Origin of the sequence: Coleofasciculus sp. FACHB-1120 (assembly GCF_014698845.1) — a bacterium.
Lineage (GTDB): Bacteria > Cyanobacteriota > Cyanobacteriia > Cyanobacteriales > FACHB-T130 > FACHB-T130.
The window spans coordinates 127830-142856 of the sequence record NZ_JACJTV010000004.1 but is presented as its reverse complement, the minus strand read 5'-3'; the positions used below and the strand labels follow the sequence as shown (position 1 = coordinate 142856).

17 protein-coding genes are annotated in these 15027 nt (G+C 46.1%); 7 read left to right on the top strand and 10 right to left on the bottom strand.

Features of this window, described 5'->3' with window-relative positions; translation table 11 throughout:
* The first annotated feature begins 65 nt into the window (after positions 1-65).
* The 3 genes from H6H02_RS06185 to H6H02_RS06175 all read left to right on the top strand — a co-directional run bounded on the left by H6H02_RS06185 (position 66) and on the right by H6H02_RS06175 (position 2474).
* Positions 66-1001 carry an aldo/keto reductase gene (locus tag H6H02_RS06185; protein ID WP_190815682.1) on the top strand — a complete coding sequence of 312 codons (936 nt, stop codon included), beginning with the start codon at positions 66-68 and terminating at the stop codon, positions 999-1001.
* A 214-nt stretch (positions 1002-1215) separates the two neighbouring features.
* Positions 1216-2163 carry an alpha/beta hydrolase gene (locus H6H02_RS06180; RefSeq protein ID WP_190815680.1) on the top strand — a complete coding sequence of 316 codons (948 nt, stop codon included), beginning with the start codon at positions 1216-1218 and terminating at the stop codon, positions 2161-2163.
* Positions 2164-2189: 26 nt separating this feature from the next.
* Complete coding sequence (locus H6H02_RS06175; RefSeq protein ID WP_190815678.1) at positions 2190-2474, top strand: DUF2470 domain-containing protein; 285 nt, start codon at positions 2190-2192, stop codon at positions 2472-2474.
* Positions 2475-2535: 61 nt separating this feature from the next.
* On the opposite strand, the gene H6H02_RS06170 is transcribed toward H6H02_RS06175, so the two are convergent.
* The 4 genes from H6H02_RS06170 to H6H02_RS06155 all read right to left on the bottom strand — a co-directional run bounded on the left by H6H02_RS06170 (position 2536) and on the right by H6H02_RS06155 (position 4687).
* Positions 2536-2973 carry a hypothetical protein gene (locus tag H6H02_RS06170; protein WP_190815676.1) on the bottom strand — a complete coding sequence of 146 codons (438 nt, stop codon included), beginning with the start codon at positions 2971-2973 and terminating at the stop codon, positions 2536-2538.
* A gap of 253 nt (positions 2974-3226) precedes the next feature.
* On the bottom strand, positions 3227-3568 hold the full coding sequence (locus H6H02_RS06165) for a 2Fe-2S iron-sulfur cluster-binding protein (RefSeq protein ID WP_190815674.1): 342 nt from the start codon (positions 3566-3568) through the stop codon (positions 3227-3229).
* Positions 3569-3581: 13 nt separating this feature from the next.
* Entirely contained in the window at positions 3582-3962 is a 381-nt protein-coding gene (locus H6H02_RS06160; RefSeq protein WP_190815672.1) for a calcium-binding protein, read from the bottom strand.
* Between the two features lie 71 nt (positions 3963-4033).
* Positions 4034-4687, bottom strand: coding sequence for a Uma2 family endonuclease (locus H6H02_RS06155; protein ID WP_190815670.1), 654 nt, complete (start codon positions 4685-4687; stop codon positions 4034-4036).
* A gap of 136 nt (positions 4688-4823) precedes the next feature.
* Here H6H02_RS06155 and H6H02_RS06150 point away from each other — a divergent pair, with 136 nt between their 5' ends.
* Positions 4824-5939: an alpha/beta hydrolase gene (locus H6H02_RS06150; protein WP_242040580.1), complete on the top strand. Its 1116-nt coding sequence runs from the start codon at positions 4824-4826 to the stop codon at positions 5937-5939.
* Here H6H02_RS06150 and H6H02_RS06145 read toward each other — a convergent pair.
* Both H6H02_RS06145 and H6H02_RS06140 read right to left on the bottom strand, forming a co-directional pair.
* Positions 5920-7431 carry an FAD-dependent oxidoreductase gene (locus H6H02_RS06145; protein WP_190815668.1) on the bottom strand — a complete coding sequence of 504 codons (1512 nt, stop codon included), beginning with the start codon at positions 7429-7431 and terminating at the stop codon, positions 5920-5922. The genes H6H02_RS06150 and H6H02_RS06145 overlap by 20 nt on opposite strands.
* Before the next feature lie 129 nt (positions 7432-7560).
* Positions 7561-8067 (bottom strand): DUF1499 domain-containing protein, encoded by a 507-nt coding sequence (locus H6H02_RS06140; RefSeq protein ID WP_190815666.1) that lies wholly within the window; start codon positions 8065-8067, stop codon positions 7561-7563.
* Here H6H02_RS06140 and H6H02_RS06135 point away from each other — a divergent pair.
* Positions 8066-8536, top strand: coding sequence for a tetratricopeptide repeat protein (locus tag H6H02_RS06135; RefSeq protein ID WP_190815664.1), 471 nt, complete (start codon positions 8066-8068; stop codon positions 8534-8536). The two genes, H6H02_RS06140 and H6H02_RS06135, sit on opposite strands and share 2 nt — an antisense overlap.
* A gap of 295 nt (positions 8537-8831) precedes the next feature.
* On the opposite strand, the gene aroQ is transcribed toward H6H02_RS06135, so the two are convergent.
* The 4 genes from aroQ to glyA form a co-directional block, all read right to left on the bottom strand.
* The gene (gene aroQ / locus H6H02_RS06130) at positions 8832-9290 is read right to left on the bottom strand and encodes a type II 3-dehydroquinate dehydratase (protein ID WP_190815661.1); all 459 of its coding nucleotides are present in this window, start codon (positions 9288-9290) and stop codon (positions 8832-8834) included.
* A gap of 347 nt (positions 9291-9637) precedes the next feature.
* Positions 9638-10909 (bottom strand): competence/damage-inducible protein A, encoded by a 1272-nt coding sequence (locus tag H6H02_RS06125; protein WP_190815659.1) that lies wholly within the window; start codon positions 10907-10909, stop codon positions 9638-9640.
* A gap of 36 nt (positions 10910-10945) precedes the next feature.
* Positions 10946-12004 carry an MraY family glycosyltransferase gene (locus tag H6H02_RS06120; RefSeq protein ID WP_190815657.1) on the bottom strand — a complete coding sequence of 353 codons (1059 nt, stop codon included), beginning with the start codon at positions 12002-12004 and terminating at the stop codon, positions 10946-10948.
* 210 nt (positions 12005-12214) lie between these two features.
* Positions 12215-13498, bottom strand: a complete 1284-nt coding sequence (glyA, locus tag H6H02_RS06115; RefSeq protein ID WP_190815654.1) for a serine hydroxymethyltransferase — start codon at positions 13496-13498, stop codon at positions 12215-12217.
* Between the two features lie 608 nt (positions 13499-14106).
* On the opposite strand from glyA, the gene H6H02_RS27000 reads away from it, so the two are divergent.
* Complete coding sequence (locus tag H6H02_RS27000) at positions 14107-14304, top strand: hypothetical protein (RefSeq protein ID WP_190425815.1); 198 nt, start codon at positions 14107-14109, stop codon at positions 14302-14304.
* Between the two features lie 228 nt (positions 14305-14532).
* Positions 14533-15006, top strand: coding sequence for a Tic20 family protein (locus H6H02_RS06105; protein WP_190815651.1), 474 nt, complete (start codon positions 14533-14535; stop codon positions 15004-15006).
* Positions 15007-15027 lie beyond the last annotated feature (21 nt).

Sequence of the window (15027 nt, the reverse complement as noted above, 5' to 3'; positions counted from 1 at the left end):
AAGGGGGCATTTAGCAGAGAAATACACCTTTTTGCCATGAATTGCAAGGAATATTGACCGAAAGCATGAATAGCCAAGAAAAATCCTCTTTCATTGTCGGCTGCTGGCAACTTGACGATCGCAGTTGGAAACGAATTTCAGAAGCCGACATCGCCCGTGCTTTGGATATTTACTTAGCGCTGGGTATTACTCATTTTGATACCGCAGACATCTATGGACGCAGCGAAAGTGTTCTCGGTCGCTTGCTCAAAGGTAGCGACTGCACCATTTTGACCAAAGCTGTCTTTTTCGGCAATATTCCGAATCCAACACAAATTCGCAGCAAAATTGAAAATTCTCTTCGCAATTTGCAGCGCGATACTCTCGATTGCGTACAAATCCACTGGCATAATCCAGGATTAGATTTTGCCTCTACTTTTAGTGTTTTCGCAGAACTTTTAGAACAAGGTAAAATTTGCAAACTTGGCGTTACTAATTTCAACACGCCGATGCTGGAAAAAGCTTTGCAATACGCCACAATCAGCACTCATCAAGTTCAATACAGCTTAATTGACCGACGAGTAGAAAACTCAATGCAAAGTCTATGTCTCCAGCATAATATTGCTTTGTTGCCCTACGGTCCTCTAGCAGGCGGCTTCTTGTCAGATAAGTTCCGGGGTGTTGCATCAGCCCCAAGCGAAGGCTCTCACGCTCGTGGCTTCTACTACAACAGTATGATCCGCGCTCACGGCGGCTGGCAACTTGTCCTAGAGATGCTAGACACGTTGGCACAGGTGGCAAAAAAATATGAGAAAACAATTTCTCAGGTAGCTTTAAACTGGGTTAAACAACAGCCTGGTGTTGCTGCTGTCATATCAGGCTTTACTCTAGATCGTCAGCAGATTCAAAAGAATGTAGAAGCTTTAAGTTTCCAACTAGACAAGGACGATCTGCAATTGCTTTCAGATCGTTCATCTACCCTATTTAAGCAACCGGGAGATATTTATTCTTACGAGCGATAGATGAGCTGAGCTTTGCCAGGAGGCACTGTTAAGTTAACTCAAAATTTAGCTCATCAACCCAAAAAACGAGCAAAGTGCATCCCATTTTTCTAAAAATAAGCTTACAGGCTGAAACCTGCTCTCGTCAGGCTTCATTGTATAGCTGCGATTTTAGCTATCAGGCGTTTTTACTCTGATTGGGATGCTCCTAACCTTAATTGCTTTCTGGATAATTATGCAACCATTATCTTCAACTCAAAATTCACCCACTGAAACTGAAACCGTAAATCCTACGCAGTTTTACACTTGGAAAAACTATCGCTGCGCCTACGAGTTTCATACTGCAATTAATCCGAATACAAATGACGGGACTCCCCTACTATTGATTCATCCCATTGGGGTAGGATTATCCCGAAAATTTTGGCAGCGATTCTGTCGAGAATGGTATGAAGCGGGTCGCCGGAATCCAATTTACAATCCAGACTTACTAGGATGTGGAGAGAGCGATATGCCTCATGTGGCTTATACTCCTCTTGATTGGGCACAGCAATTGCAACATTTTTTGCAAACTGTAGTTCAAAAACCTGTAATTGTAGTGGTGCAAGGTGCCTTGCTGCCGGTAGCAATTGAGTTAGTTCGTCTAGAAACGAATTCTAATTTTATTCGAGGCTTGGTGCTGGCTGGCCCTCCCGCTTTGACGTTGCTTGCTAAACCTAGAGCAAATTGGCGGCAAAAATTCACCTGGAATCTGTTAGACTCTCCTTTTGGGAGTGCCTTTTATCGCTATGCGCGGCGCGAACAGTTCTTACGTTCTTTCTCAACTAAACAACTCTTTGAAAAGGCTGATTCAGTCGATCGGGAGTGGCTGGAAACGCTGGAGAAAGGTGCGACAGATCCAGAGACTCGCCATGCTGTTTTTTCCTTTCTAGCAGGGTTTTGGCGGCAAGATTATCGAGACGCGATCGCATCTATCTCTCAACCCACTCTGGTAGTTGTCGGCGACACGGCATCCAGCATTAGTCAAGCTGGTAAAGGCGAAACTCCCAATGAACGCTTGGCTGACTATCAGAAGTCTTTACCCAATGCTGAGGGAATTAAAATGTTAGGTCGTAATGTTCTACCCTATGAGTCAACGGGTGAATTTGTCAATGTAGTTAGCAATTTTGTCGCTAAACATTCTTAATTAATTACATCAGAGGGTGCTATCTAATGTCCGATGCAATAACGTCTGAAATAAGCGATCGCATTTGCGCTCACATGAACGACGATCACGCGAGTGCTGTCGTTCTTTACGCCCAAACTTACGGAAATTCTCCTGATGCTGTAAAGGCAGAAATGGTTTCAATAGACCCAGAAGGCATGAATTTAATGGCAGAAGTCAAAGGTTCAGATGTGCCGATACGCATTCACTTCGATCATATTCTCAAAGATGCCGAAGATGCTCACCATACGCTCATTGCAATGGTAAAACAAGCGCGTTCTCATTCGAAATAGTACCAGAATAGCACGTCGAGTAGGGTGGGCATTGTCCACCTTACTTCTATCTGCGTACAATTTAAACTTGTTGATTAATCCGCGACTTATCTAGTCCCTCTTTTATCCAGTTAATACATTCTTGTTCAGTCTCAAATATTTTTGGCGCGGCAACATTATTTAAAATCTCCGGTTTATAATGATCGTAAAAATATTTACTTGCTAATTGATAAACAATAATCAAATTATCTTGATAGATATATCTATTTTTAAAATAATCGTGTTGACTGGCAACATCTGACTTCTCCTCTAGATGTTCTTTTGCAACCTTAATAATCGTCTCAAGGCAACTTGAATAAAAACCAGCCGGATTTTCCAATTTATGAAATTTACCTTTATGCCCTAATTCAGAAAGTAAAGCATAAGAGTAAATATTTTGACCATCCGCTATTCCAAAAACAAATGGGATGATCAGATATCCTTTATAAGAAACTGAATTTTCGTAGAGTAACCGGCTCATTTTTATCCTCTGCACTAACTATTTCACCCTTCATTTCTTCAAAAGAGTGTATTTTTTCTTATAAGGAATTGTACCATTCGGCTTTTTCATATACATCAGCGCGATCGCACTCAAAAATCTTCCCTGTAAATACTCGTGTAGCGGCAAGTTTAACCAAATTGCCACCTAAGAACATGGCAGCAAGACCATCTGTACCTTTAGTTAAAACTGACTAATTGCTAGTTGCGAAATATTGCAAGCATTCGCACAAGAATTATTCGGATTTAGCAGAATCTGGCTGAAAGTAAAGAGCCGATTTATATAAAACTTGTTCTTGGTGGGTTTCCAAAGTGCAATCCGACAGAGGATAAGCCACACAGGTAACAGTGTACCCAGCCTCTAGTTCTTTTAGACGTAGAAACTTTTGTTCGCCTTGATCGACTTCACCACTCACCAGCTTGGCAATACAAGCTGAACATTCTCCTTGTTTACACCCAGAAGGTAATCGAATGCCAGCATCTTCAGCTATATCTAGAATATACTGATCGTCTGGCACTGAGATGGTACGGTCAAGCGCGATCACTGGATTCACTAGCCGGACTTGATAAACTGCCATTAAAACGACTCCTTTAAAACTCGTATCCTCTGCCAAGCCAATAGTGCCAGTCGGCGATTGCTTCCAAGGTTTTGCTATCAGCATCAATCGGTTCTATGTCAGATAAACGTGCTGAGAACGTATCTTCACCTGTAGCATCTTTGTAAAGCACTTCTACAAACATATCGTGCGAGCATTCATCCTCCGATGACATTTCCACCACCTCAACTTCTTTGCCTTCAGGTGAGGATGATTTGCGTCCCTTTCTCACCCACTTAGCTTTAAAGGGGAAGTTGAGATTGTTTTCAAGGTAGTAGTACCATCCCATCGCCTGTTCTTCTTCGTCATAGGCATCGACGATTATCTCCATTGCAATGCGATTCTCTCGGATTTCGTCTTCCTCAACGTTAGGCATAAGACATTAGCTCCGGATAATTAAACTTTGAATATAATAAATCTTTCGAGCGATCGCGTTCTCAATTTTCCTCAACAATTGTCGCCACGATGCTCTATTTGCTGTCTTACCCAAGCGCGAAAAGACCGAATCATAGGGATTTCCCCAATTTTTAGGCTTTCTTCCAAAAAACCTGGAATTTCTGTTGTTAAGGGTAGATTTGCAAAAGTAGGAGAAACAGCGCACGGGACATACACACCTTCTTGCAATTGATAAATTTGCATCACAGGTTCGTCATAACGCCAAACTTCCGGAACACCCAAAGCGAGATAAATTGAAAGTTTGTCAACAGACGAACTGGTGAAGTCCACCTCTATTGCTAAGTCAGGAGGTGGGTCAATTGTTAGGTCAATATCCCTTTTCTGTCTGATTAGCGGTTCATTTTGAATATAAAAGCAAGAATCCGGTTCAACTCCCCGCTGTAAGTCTGGACGCTTACAAGTGAGAGATCCAGCACTTCTGAGGTTGAGGTTCAGTTCCTCAGCTAAAGCGAACACCAAGTGTTCCAGCAGCCTATTGTTATGCTCATGAGGCATCAGAGGAGTCATAATTTCTAGCGTTCCGCGATCGTAAGCCAGCCGAGTGTTACGATCTTCCCCCATCTCTGCAAGTATTGTTTCAAAAGTCAGCCAACTAATGTTTCTAAGTACACCCCGCCCTTGAGTGGTTTTCGTTGCCGTCACCATAGGACTTAACCCCGCGTTTTCTACCAAGATATCAAGTTGAGTGGGTAATGAGGATGCGTGAACCGAAGCGGCTGTCTTCAGCGTCGCGCTTTCTCTATCTAAAAGTAGTTGTTGCCAGTGATGTTATTGAGTAGCTTTGCAACCAGCAGACGCATTTAGTAAAGGAGTAAGTTCTTTGGCTAGATTAAAAGCATTGTCACTCGCTTCTGTTGGTGCAGCATTTATTATCTGTGGTATTGGGGAAACTGCCGCTGCAAGGTTCAGCGATGCTCCTTTATTCAACGATGTAGGTAGCTACAGCACAACAATCTCCGCTAATAATGACTTAGCCGATATCTACTTTCCAAACCCATCAAACCTTAAAACTGGCAACTATTCGTTTCCCATTGCGCTGCTATTGCAAGGTGCGAATGTCGATAAATCAAATTACACAAATTTTGCTAGTACAGTAGCAAGCTACGGATTCGTAGTAGTTGTACCCAATCACCAGAAGTCACTGCCACAGTTCGGATTTACGGGACTTCTACCCGAAACGTCACAATTAAACGCCGTTCTGTCACAAATGGTGAAAGAAAACTCTAACTCTACTTCACCCGTTGCTGGCGTTATCAATACACAGAAACTAGCTTTACTCGGTCACTCCCAAGGGGGTGCTGTCGGACTATCTGCTATTGCCAACCTCTGCCTTCCTATTTTATGTGAAGGCTCCTTCAGCCGACCTAATGAACTCGTAGCAGGAGCGTTTTTCGGTGCAAATTTACGGAACTTCAATACTCAAGAGTTTATTCCCATCAACAATTCAAAAATTTCCACTGCTCTCTTACAGGGAAATCTTGATAGTATTGCTCTTCCTGTTAACGCCCAAAAAACCTACAATCAGATCCAAAACCCTCCTAAAACATTGATTACCATTTTGGGTGCTAACCACTATGGCATCACAAATACGAACAACCCTATAGGTGCAAGACCAGACAGCAACACTCCAACAATAACTCAAGATGTAGCAGTAGAAACTGTAGCTCGCTGGAGCGCACTTTTCTTACGTGCCAGCGTTCTCAATGACAAAGATGCTTTTAATTATGTGTATTCTAGAGGGGATGCTCTGGATGCAAATGTGAATGTAACTAGCCAATCAAAGCCAGTTCCTGAATCCTCTTTGACATCTGCATTGATCTTGGTAAGTGGTTTTGGTGCAGTGTTTGGACTGAAGAAAAAAACACAGCTAAATAGTTCTAAGGGAGCCAAATATTAGGTAAGAATGTTTTACCGAAATTACGTAGGCTTTGGTTAATTGCTCGACCAACTTGAATATGCGGCTCATCCGCCTCTATGGGTAGAATCAAAGCCTTACTCCCACGTCCAAAGTGAGAAATAACCGAATTTGCCGCTTCCAAACCAGTTATATAAGCCTTTTCTTGCGACCAAGAACCGTGACGGGTAACAATCCAATCGCCACTCATAAATACATTCTTGATCCTTGTCTCTCCGGGTAACATATACTGATAGCTACCAGGGAAAAAGTGAGTCACTGCACGCGGTAAGCGGATTGCACTACTATCGATTACTTTTGCATCTCGAAAAGCCGAGATACAAGTTGCTAAATCTTGCTGAACCAGCAGCACAATTTCCTCATCGCTTAAGGGAAGAAACTGATTTGCGTGATAAAAATCTGCCTCAATAACCGTCCCTGGTTCATCGCGGTACTCATCATGTATGGCATTTAAATCGAAAAACGTCCATCCAGTTGTAGCATTAAAACCAAAACAGGCATTAGAAGGACGGGGAATATTAATTTTGCGGTCAAACCAGAGGCGGGTTGCCAACACATCAACCGCGCCCAAGTTGTGAATATCCCGAAATTCTTTACGGTTTTGTAAGCTGGGGCTACCAGACACAATCTTCTTCATACCGCTGATACCAACGGCAAAAATAATCGCATCTGCCTCAAAAACTTCATCACGACAAACAACTGCTGTCGCTTGATTATTACTATCAACAATTACATCACTGACTCGTCGATTAGCGAGTAATTTTCCCCCTGCTTGTTCGATGCGCTCTACCCAAGGGCGAAATATCATCTCACCAACCGTTCCGCGACACCAGACGACATCAAAATCGGGTTGGTGAGCCAAAATGAAGTAATAAAGCATACCGAGTGCGGCGGCGGCGGAACACTGCTCGCCTGGTGCAAATAAGCCTACTAAGAGCATCGGCTCAAAGGAATCGCGGTAAAGCCGTGCCGAAACCCCAAAATCTTTGAAGAGTTCCCGTGCTGTTACCGAGTCATAGCGTCGCCAAGCTTCGTCGCTATTGTCAAAATCAATAACTGCGTAGAGTAGAGGTAAAGCTGAGAGGCGATCGCTTAATGGCAATCGCTTAAATTGCGTGTAGAGAAAAGTCCCAAGAGGGGTGGGAAGTCGCGGCAAGTCTTGGAAAATGGGTGATTCAACTTCCAAACCGGCTGGAGAATACTGGGAGGAACGAGTCCAAGGCGTAAACGGATTCAGCCCTAATTCTTTTACCAGGGAGAAGATATTTCGGTAAGGATACCAGAAACCATGAATCCCCGCTTCTACCGATCGTCCCCCTGCGGTCTTCCAGCCTGCCACCAAGCCACCCGGATAGGGGCCAGCTTCTAGAAGAGTTACGTCATAGCCTTGCCTCGCTAGGTGGTAGGTAGCCCCCAACCCTGCCCAACCAGCACCAACGACGACTATTTTTGAGGTTTGTGTTTCTGTGGGCATCGCGCACATCTCCATTCTTTTTTTAGGATGACAAGAACCCCACCCCCAACCCTCCCCGCAAGCAAGGAGGGGGCGAAGAGGAACTTCTCTGTGGGGGCGAACCGATTGAAGGGGTTTTATTACTTACACCTAGCTTCTCAGTTCGTTGAGTTTGGCTCTGATTGTCTCTATTCTTTTACGGTTCACGCCCAAATCCGACTGTCCTAGGCGGGAGGCTGAACGGACATGGATCGTTTTTGCGCCTTCATCGAGATAAAATTCTACGTCATCGACAAACCCCATCAGGGCACTGGTGAATTCCGCGTAGAGGTAATTCTCAGTTTCGGTGATAATTTTGGTTTTCGGGAGGGACTTGATAACTGTCTTGAGGTTAGCGATCGCTTCCCCTGATGAAGAGTTGTAGGTCAAAGGCTCAATTTTATGCTGGGCATCTTGGCTTTGGCTGCTGACACAGTTGGGCGTACTCGGGCAGGGCGCTAGTTGACCTGACTGGACACCGAGATTAGTGGGTTGTTTTCCGGCAAACACGATCGTTCCTCCTGACAAAGCGGTAGTTGCCCCTATCCAACAGATAGCTGCTAAACATAAGGATAGAGAGATTAGAAGCCAACGCGACCGATTGGAAGTGATATTCATGAATGAATTTTCTATCAATTCGTTACTCGAAGACCTAAAAAATCCTGATGAAACCGTCCGTTATGAGGCTACAGCAGAGCTGTGGCGCGTCTGGTTTCATCAAAAGGGAGTGGTAGGGTTTGAACTACTTCAGCGATCGCAGGTAATGCTGGAGGCAGGAGAGCTTGCCCAAGCTGAGGCATTACTCACCGACCTGATCGAGACTCAACCCAATTTCGCGGAAGCCTGGAATAGACGAGCCGTTCTTTACTATATTCTCAGGGAGTACAAAAAGGCGCTCCAAGACTGCCAAATGGCGGTTAAGCTCATCCCGTTTCATTTTGGGGCGCTGCATGGGATGGGGTTGTGCCATGTCGCACTCGAAGACTACAGCGCTGCCATTCAAGCTTTTCGACAAGCACTGGAAATTCAGCCTTACGCCTTAGAAAATCAAAGATTGATTCTTGAGTGTACGGCACAGATGAGCTAAGAATTTGAGCTAAGAACTTGAGCTAAAAATTTAAGCTAAGAACTATTCAGCAACAAGCAACAGCACTTGTTACTCAAAACACCCATACATAAGAAGTTTGGCAGTAAATAGCTCCCTAAAGGGGAGGGAATAAACTCCAAAAAAAACCCGGTCGCTGCTAAGACGACCGAGCCAAGATGCTATGCGTTTAATGAAGCTCATTTTTAGGCGATCGCTTGTTGCGCCAAGCAGCAATGCCGAATCGGATCGGTCATCAGTCCCTCAAACAGGCAGGGACAATCACTCGCCACGAATTTTATTCACTGCTACTCTTTTGTCTCAAATGGTTAACTAGAGCGTTTAACCCCAAGCGGTAACTTTCTGCACCAAAGCCGCTGATTTGTCCAATTACAATGGGTGCGATATAAGAATGATGTCGGAAAGCTTCGCGTCGGTAAATGTTACTCAGATGCACTTCTACAGTCGGAAGGTTAACAGCCGCGATCGCATCCCGTATCGCTACGCTGGTATGAGTATATGCTCCAGCGTTAATTAAAATTCCCTGGTGCTGCCCAAAGGCATCGTGAATCGCATCTACTAGAACACCTTCATGATTTGACTGTAGGGTAAACACCTTACAGTCGAGCGTTTGCCCTTCTTGTTCTAACAGGCGATTAATCTCATCCAACGTCACAGAGCCATAAATCCCTGGTTCTCGGAGTCCCAACAGGTTCAAGTTTGGCCCGTGCAGCACCAGAATACTAACTGTGCCCAAGGTTTCAGCAGCAACTCAACAGACTAACTACACAGACTAACTACGACGGCGCGACGTTCTCTCATTCACGGGAATTGGAATTGGTTCGGGTTCCGGCTCAGCTTCCGGCCCCAGGAGCGTTTCGATGAGCTTGCGGGCCCATTCTTTGAGCTTTTCCAAAACCTTTTCTATATAGTCCATTGAATTGAAAACTCCTGCAATACGACCAGGATGAGTACTTAACAACAGGGCAAACGTGAGAGTTTATGAATCCTATTGTAGTTAAGATTTATTCTAACCCTAGCACATGACGAAATAGGTGAGGAATCTCACTATGGATGTGTGTGACCAAGCGGCGTCTATCCGTCTTAAGACACATCCGCCGTTAACTTTTTCTTCAACATTGTTCGCCGCAGTTGGTCAAGGGCAATTAAAGCACTGGCGTACCGAATCGAGTCTCGCTCTCGATTTTGACCCAGCTGGTGCTTAAAACTTTCTACCGTGTCATCCGGCCCTGCTAGACCAATATAGACTAATCCCACCGGCTTGGTTTCCGTACCACCTCCCGGCCCAGCAATCCCTGTGATACTGAGTCCCCAGGTTGTTGAGAGACGTGTCTTTACACCGATTGCCATTTGCTTGGCGACCGCGTCGCTCACCGCACCGACTTGGGCTAAGTCTTCTGGATTGACGCCCAAAAGGGAAATTTTCACCGAGTTGTCATAAGAAATGACGCCGCCCAAAAAATAATTGGAACTCCCGGCGACACTGGTTAGCATCTGCCCTAATCCTCCACCCGTACAAGATTCTGCCACCGAAAGCGTTTCCCCGGCTTCTTGCAACAAAAAGCCGACAACGGAAGCAAGGGTGTCAGTGTCAGTGCCGTAATAATCCAGCCCTCCTATCTGCCGCAGTTGTTGCGCCACTGGCTCAATCAGTCCTAGCGCTTCCGGTTCTGACGCCGCTCTTGCCGAGACTCGCAGCCGCACCTCTCCATGAAGGGCGTAAGGAGCAACGGTGGGGTTAGGGAGGTCGAGGAAGGGCGCGACTTTTTCAGCCAGAGCCGATTCCGCAATTCCCCAGAACTTTAACATCTGACTGTAGATGATTTCTTTGCCCCAGCCTTGACTCTTGAGAAAGGGAACGGCGGTTTCCTGCCACATCCGCTTCATTTCTGAAGGGACGCCGGGGAAAGTCAGAATTGTCAGACCCGTGCGGGGTTGCCAGATAATACCGGGGGCTGTACCGCCTGGATTGGGCAAAATTGAGGCGTCCTGGGGAATGAGCGCTTGTTTCCGATTGCTGGGGGTCATCTGACGCCCTCGCATAGCGTATTTGCGAGTAATGTCTTCGACGATTTCCGGTTGTTCTACTAAGGGAACGCCAAAAAAATCAGCGATCGCTTCCACTGTCAGGTCATCGGGAGTTGGACCCAAACCGCCGGTAAAGATCAGCAGATGGGAGCGATTGCAGGCAATTTCCAACACCTGTTTGAGACGCCCAGGATTATCTCCCACCACCGTTTGATAGTAGTGGGGGATTCCCAGAGAGGCTAGTTGCTGCGCCAAAAATTGGGCATTGCTATTGAGAATATCGCCGAGTAGCAGTTCCGTACCAACACAAATAATTTCAGCACTCATGCAAAAGTTTTTTATTTTTTAATTTTGTATTTTTCCTCACTCCTCACTCCTCACACGCGAATTTCGCCAAACTTGCCAGCTGGTATACCCCAGCAATAACGTTGCACCCATCGCATAAGCCAATCCGCTTGGTATTTTAGCCAAAGCTAGGGCTAAACTTCCCACCCAGAGAGTCAAAGCGTAGATAAACAAAACTATCAAACGTTGCGGCAGACCCGCTTGCAGCAACCGATGATGCAGATGGAATTTATCGCCAATAAAAGGCGAATTACCACGCAACAGGCGTTGCACAATCACCGCTGACATATCCACAATGGGCACAGCCAGAATCAGGTAAGGTAGCAGCACTGCTGTCACTGCGGTGCTTTTTACTAAGCCAATCACCCCGACACCGGCAAGCGTAAAGCCCATAAAATAGGCTCCGCCATCCCCCATAAAAATCTGAGCGGGGTTGAAATTATATCGCAGAAATCCCAATGAACCACCAGCAAGCGCTGCGGCAATCAGTGCTGCTGCCGGTTGATGCATAAACAAACTCACAATCAGCATCACCACGGCAGCGATACCAGAAACACCGGCAGCTAGACCATCTAGACCATCTATCCAATTGATGGCATTAGTCAGACCGACCAGCCAAATGACAGTAATGGGCCAGCTAATGGTGTCTGGCAATGTGACCAGTCCAGCGAAGGGAACGGTGAGGAAGTCAATTTGGACGCCGAGGTGCCAAGCCCAGCTGGCAATGATAATTTGCAGAAACAGCCGCAAGAAAGGCGACAAACTAAACAAATCATCGGCTAAGCCAACTAGGAAAAAACCAAGACCACCCAAGATAACGCCCCAAACTTCTAGGGATTTCTCCGCGCTCAAAGCGCCAAATCCCCCGGTTCCCCAAACAATCAGTAGGGCAATAATGGTGCCTGCAAAGATAGAGACACCTCCCACCCGCACGATAGGATGCTTATGGACTTTGCGCTCACTGGGTAAATCAACCAGTCCCTTTTGGAGGCCAATTTTGTTCACAACGGGTGTTGCCCAGAGGACAACACAGGCAGATACGAGAAAGGCAACCAGGTGATACAGCTGGGGGGGCATCTGAAATTAAGTAGGGTACTAGACATCAGAAGGGAGAAATCAAAAAAAGCTGTTAGCTGATTGCTAATCGCTATTGATCTTTCATCCTTCAAAACAATCGTCAGGCAGAGTCTACTACATTTCAGACGGGAAGAGGCAGAGGGGGATGGGGAATTCAGCGGGGGAATGGGGAGTAGGGGTATATTAAGGGCGGCTATGCCCCTACTATTTCTATGCCAAGGCTGGTACGGGAATTGTCAGGTGGGGGTACAAGGGGAAGCGATCGCACAATGCAGCCACTCGTCGCCGACATTCCGCCGCCACTGCTTCCTCTTCTGGATTTAGCAGCCGTTCGGCAATAATATCCCCAATTTCTGTAAATTCATTAGTGGACATCCCGCGCGTCGTCATGGCTGGCGAACCCAGCCGCAAGCCACTGGTTACAAATGGCGACTCTGGATCGAAGGGTACGGTATTTTTATTCGCGGTAATGTTCACTCCGCTTACTAGCTGATCGGCTCTCTTTCCCGTCATGCTGATAGAGCGCAAGTCTACTAGCATCAAGTGATTGTCAGTCCCGTCAGAAACAATCTTGAAGCCGCGTTTTTGCAACTGAGTTGCCAAAGCACGAGCATTTTCAATCACTTGCGCCGAATAAGTTTTAAATGCAGGTTGCAATGCTTCTCCAAATGCCACCGCCTTACCGGCAATGACGTGTTCTAAAGGACCCCCTTGAGTACCGGGGAACACGGCTTTATCGAGTTGCTTGCCGAGTTCTGGGTCGCTGGTCATAATTAAGCCACCTCTAGGACCGCGCAGGGTCTTGTGGGTGGTAGTGGTGACGACGTGGCAGTGGGGTAGAGGATTGGGGTGATGACCTGTGGCAACTAAACCCGCAATATGGGCGATATCGGCTAATAGATAAGCTCCGACTTCATCAGCGATCGCGCGGAATTTCTCAAAGTTAATGATGCGCGGATAAGCTGAATAGCCGCAAATGATTAACTTAGGACGGTGTTGTAGCGCCAAATCCCGGATCTGATCGTAGTCTAGCTGTTCTGTTTCCTGACTGACTCCATAGTGGCAAACCTTAAACCACTTCCCCGACACATTTACTGGCGAACCGTGGGTTAAATGCCCCCCGTGGGACAAATCCATCCCCATAATCGTGTCTCCTGGCTGCAACAGGGTCAAGAAAACGGCAAAATTCGCCTGCGCCCCCGAATGCGGTTGCACGTTCGCGTGAGCTGCTCCAAATAGCTGTTTGGCGCGGTCAATCGCCAATTGCTCAATTTTGTCGATAAAGTCACAGCCGCCGTAATAGCGTTTCCCCGGCAAACCTTCGGCATACTTATTTGTTAATACCGAGCCTTGTGCTGCCAGCACTGCTGCGGAGGTAAAGTTTTCACTGGCAATTAGCTCCAAGTGGGCGCGTTGGCGCTGGAGTTCTTCTTGGACAAAGCTGGCAACGGTAGGATCGGTTTCGGCTAGAAAATCTAAGTTTGTTTTACTCACAAAGTGAACCCCTAGAAATAGTGTCAGTCTTCCTTTCAAACTCTGATTCGGGTGCGCTTTCGGTCAACGCCATGTCCGCGCTACTAGCCCACGCCAGTATTTTCGGGAGTCTTCAATCTTAACGCTGTTGGAGTCGTGTCTATTCCAACTTTCCTGTTAACACTTGAAGTGAACAATTTTTTGCAACCTTTCATTCAAACTAGCTAACCTGGCGCAGTATGCAATTTTGCTGTATTTCTCTCGCCCATTCATCAGGGGCTAGAGGATCTGGAAAAATTTGCTTTACATTTAATCCCCAACCCCGGATACATTGGGGCTTAGAAAAAGTTGCCCATGACATTCACCTTACCAACTTGGCAACCGATGCAATTACAAACTGCAAGACTTTAGAGGGATTAGACGCCCATACTGTTCAGATTCCTAAAGTTAGGTGCCAAATTTATTTCCTGCCCTCCTCTCTTGGCACACACACAAAGCGTCGCTTTAGTAACGCTCCTTACTCCTACTTTTAGGAGAGGACATTAAGCTGTATGTTAATTTACCATATCTCGCCGAAAAGCTGACTTAGAATGAATGCGGGCGGATTAAAGCTCTCGCGGAGGTATTAAATGTTAGTCATTCTTACGGATGAGCAGATACTCTCCCCCAAACAAGTTTGTCAGACCTGTTTACTTGCCGATCAAAGTGGTCAACCCCGCTGGCGTCAGGGGCGGCTCCGCTGCGCTCAAGCGATTCACAAGCTTACCGAAAATCAACCCGATCAATATGAGTGTCTCATGGGCTTCCGGATTGCCAATATTGAGTAATCCTGTATTGAGCAAGTTTATTTGCTGAAGTTTAAAGTCTGCTGAGGCGCTATCTGCGATTTGCGGCTTAATGGCGATCGCTACTTTTTCTAAGGGGAGCAACGCTACAAGCTCTATACCTTTGGTGGGACACCCCTGGATCAGGCGTGTCTTGGTTGACATAGCATCTGCGTTATCCTGAACTTAGTAATAACTTGCGATAAATACATTATTTCAGGAGAACGCACGATGACTTGGCGTGGTTCAGCGACAGCGAAAGACCGGGTTTTCGCTTGCCTTCCTTATTTACTCCCTTTGCTTTCTGTGCTTCCTTTTGGGGTGTATCTGTTTGGACAGTTTCCTGTCTTGACGCTGATTTTATTACCGCTACAACCGTTACTAGCAATTTACCGTATACGGTTTGCCAGTTTAATCATTTTCTTTGTCTTGTTCTTAGGCGTAGTTAGAAACGAAAAAATTAGCCATTTCATTCGTTTCAACACGATGCAGGCACTCCTAATAAACATTGCTCTATTTTTGTGTACTATGGCATTGCAGATTTTGACTCCAGCGCTAGAAACTGGCTTGGTAGCACAAACCCTATTTAATGTTGTTTTTCTAGGAACGGTTGCTGCCTGCGCCTATTCAGTTGTTCAGTCTGCGATCGGACGTTACGCAGAAATTCCTGGGATTTCAGAGGCAGTTTACAGCCAAGTTCCCTAGTTTCTTGCCGCAGGCGGAGTC

What these genes read in the sequence shown, in the direction of transcription:
- H6H02_RS06185 (WP_190815682.1), top strand. Translation starts at nt 66, where the DNA reads ATGAATAGCCAAGAAAAATCCTCTTTCATTGTCGGCTGCTGGCAACTT.
- H6H02_RS06180 (WP_190815680.1), top strand. Translation starts at nt 1,216, where the DNA reads ATGCAACCATTATCTTCAACTCAAAATTCACCCACTGAAACTGAAACC.
- H6H02_RS06175 (WP_190815678.1), top strand. Translation starts at nt 2,190, where the DNA reads ATGTCCGATGCAATAACGTCTGAAATAAGCGATCGCATTTGCGCTCAC.
- H6H02_RS06170 (WP_190815676.1), bottom strand. Translation starts at nt 2,973, where the DNA reads ATGAGCCGGTTACTCTACGAAAATTCAGTTTCTTATAAAGGATATCTG.
- H6H02_RS06165 (WP_190815674.1), bottom strand. Translation starts at nt 3,568, where the DNA reads ATGGCAGTTTATCAAGTCCGGCTAGTGAATCCAGTGATCGCGCTTGAC.
- H6H02_RS06160 (WP_190815672.1), bottom strand. Translation starts at nt 3,962, where the DNA reads ATGCCTAACGTTGAGGAAGACGAAATCCGAGAGAATCGCATTGCAATG.
- H6H02_RS06155 (WP_190815670.1), bottom strand. Translation starts at nt 4,687, where the DNA reads ATGGTGACGGCAACGAAAACCACTCAAGGGCGGGGTGTACTTAGAAAC.
- H6H02_RS06145 (WP_190815668.1), bottom strand. Translation starts at nt 7,431, where the DNA reads ATGCCCACAGAAACACAAACCTCAAAAATAGTCGTCGTTGGTGCTGGT.
- H6H02_RS06135 (WP_190815664.1), top strand. Translation starts at nt 8,066, where the DNA reads ATGAATGAATTTTCTATCAATTCGTTACTCGAAGACCTAAAAAATCCT.
- H6H02_RS06140 (WP_190815666.1), bottom strand. Translation starts at nt 8,067, where the DNA reads ATGAATATCACTTCCAATCGGTCGCGTTGGCTTCTAATCTCTCTATCC.
- H6H02_RS06125 (WP_190815659.1), bottom strand. Translation starts at nt 10,909, where the DNA reads ATGAGTGCTGAAATTATTTGTGTTGGTACGGAACTGCTACTCGGCGAT.
- H6H02_RS06120 (WP_190815657.1), bottom strand. Translation starts at nt 12,004, where the DNA reads ATGCCCCCCCAGCTGTATCACCTGGTTGCCTTTCTCGTATCTGCCTGT.
- H6H02_RS27000 (WP_190425815.1), top strand. Translation starts at nt 14,107, where the DNA reads ATGTTAGTCATTCTTACGGATGAGCAGATACTCTCCCCCAAACAAGTT.
- H6H02_RS06105 (WP_190815651.1), top strand. Translation starts at nt 14,533, where the DNA reads ATGACTTGGCGTGGTTCAGCGACAGCGAAAGACCGGGTTTTCGCTTGC.